The sequence below is a fragment of the Streptomyces boncukensis genome (assembly GCF_011045075.1).
Taxonomy (GTDB): domain Bacteria; phylum Actinomycetota; class Actinomycetes; order Streptomycetales; family Streptomycetaceae; genus Streptomyces; species Streptomyces boncukensis.
Genome location: NZ_JAAKZZ010000906.1, coordinates 1 through 1,680 on the forward strand (window position 1 = coordinate 1; position 1,680 = coordinate 1,680).

Here is a 1,680-nt window from a genome sequence, read left to right on the forward strand (position 1 = left end):
GGACGGGGGTGGAAACAGGCCGGGGGCAACTGCGATCCGCCCGATGAGAGGGATGCACGGAACCGCCCCCTTCTCTCACGTCCTGGGCTCAACTATGTTCGTAACCCAGCGGGGTGTGGCATGTGACGACCAGTGCACCGCACACCGACTGCGAAAAGGCGGGGGTCTCCGGGGGGAGACTTTGATAACCGGGGGAACGAGTATGCACATTCAGGGGATTCAGAGCTCTCAGTTGGCGTCGCCGGCGGTTTCCGCCGTACCCGCGGCGCCCACCGCGTCGGCCGCTCCGGCGGCCTCGGGAACGACCGGTCAGACAGAGCCGGCCGGAGGCGCGGACAGGCCCGCGAGCGCGGGCGACGGCACCATTCCGAGCACCATCCCGGGCAGCGGCCCGGGCAGCGCCGGGACGGCGGCGCGGACCACACCGCTGCGGGTCGACGCGCAGCGGAATCTGGAGCACGTGCTGCGGGCGGCGCGCGAAGTCTTCGGCGAGCTGGGGTACGGCGCGCCGATGGAGGACGTGGCGCGGCGCGCACGAGTCGGGGTCGGGACGGTCTACCGCCGCTTCCCCAGCAAGGACGTGCTGGTCCGGCGGATAGCCGAGGAGGAGACCGCGCGGCTGACCGAGCAGGCGCGCGCTGCGCTGGGGCAGGAGGAGGAGCCCTGGTCGGCGCTCTCCCGCTTCCTGCGCACCTCGGTGGCCTCCGGCGCGGGGCGGCTGCTGCCGCCGCGGATACTGCGCGCGGAGAGCTGGGCCGACAGCGAGGCGCGGGTCCCGCAGCAGCGGCAGGCCCAGCCCGAGGAGCAGCACTCGCACCCGAACGGCGACGGCCTGGCCGGCCTGCGCCTGGTCGAACAGCGCCCGGCCCCGGAGGCCGAGCACGAGACCGCGTTCGACGCGCTGGAGGACGACGCGGGCGCCGCCGAGCTGCTCGCAGTGGTCGGCCAGCTGGTGGAGCGGGCGCGCGCGGCGGGCGAGCTGCGGGCGGATGTGACGGTCGGCGATGTGCTGCTGGTGATAGCGACAGCGGCGCCCTCGCTCCCGGACGCGGCCCAGCAGGCGGCGGCCTCCACCCGGCTGCTGGACATCCTGCTGGAGGGGCTGCGCTCGCGCACCGTGCGCTGAGGCGAGGTCGCCGGCGCCGAGGCGGAGCCTCCGGCTCCGCCGAGGCGGCGGCTCCGCCGTGCCGGGTGACGCTCTCGGCCGGCGCTCCCCGGCGGCCCGTGCTCGCTCATACGGGGGAATCCTCGGGGCGAACCTCCGCGAGGACACCCCGGACGAGTGGTTGATGCGATGGCCCGGTTGCCCTTGACGGGTGGTGTGACACGCTGTCGCGGTGTTCCGTTGCGATTGCCGCGACTGTGTGTACGGGGGCTTGGGCCATGGGTGTTGACAGAGGCGACCGAGCCGGAGGGCCGGAGGACCGGGGCGGCGCGCAGGAGCCCGGACCCCCTCCGCACCAGGGTCCCGGTGTCCCCGGCCAGGGCGGTCCGCCCGGCGCCGAGTCGGCGGCGGGCGGAGCGGACGCCGGCGAGTCCGCGTCCAGCGAGCCCGCGCCCGGCGAAGGCGGTGTCCCCGCGCAGCGGAAGCGCCGTCGCGGCGGCGGCGAGGACGGCGGGTCCCGGAAGCCCGGGTCCCGCCGCCGTGCCGGGGGCCGCCACGCCAAGCAGCCGGACGGG

At 75.5% G+C, this 1,680-nt stretch carries 1 protein-coding gene and 1 pseudogene; both read left to right on the plus strand.

Annotated features, from left to right (window positions below):
- Positions 1-232: 232 nt before the first annotated feature.
- Entirely contained in the window at positions 233-1,126 is an 894-nt protein-coding gene (locus G5C65_RS36870) for a TetR/AcrR family transcriptional regulator (RefSeq protein WP_420903402.1), read from the plus strand.
- Between the two features lie 257 nt (positions 1,127-1,383).
- Positions 1,384-1,680: pseudogene (locus G5C65_RS36875) on the plus strand (hypothetical protein); the annotation flags it as partial.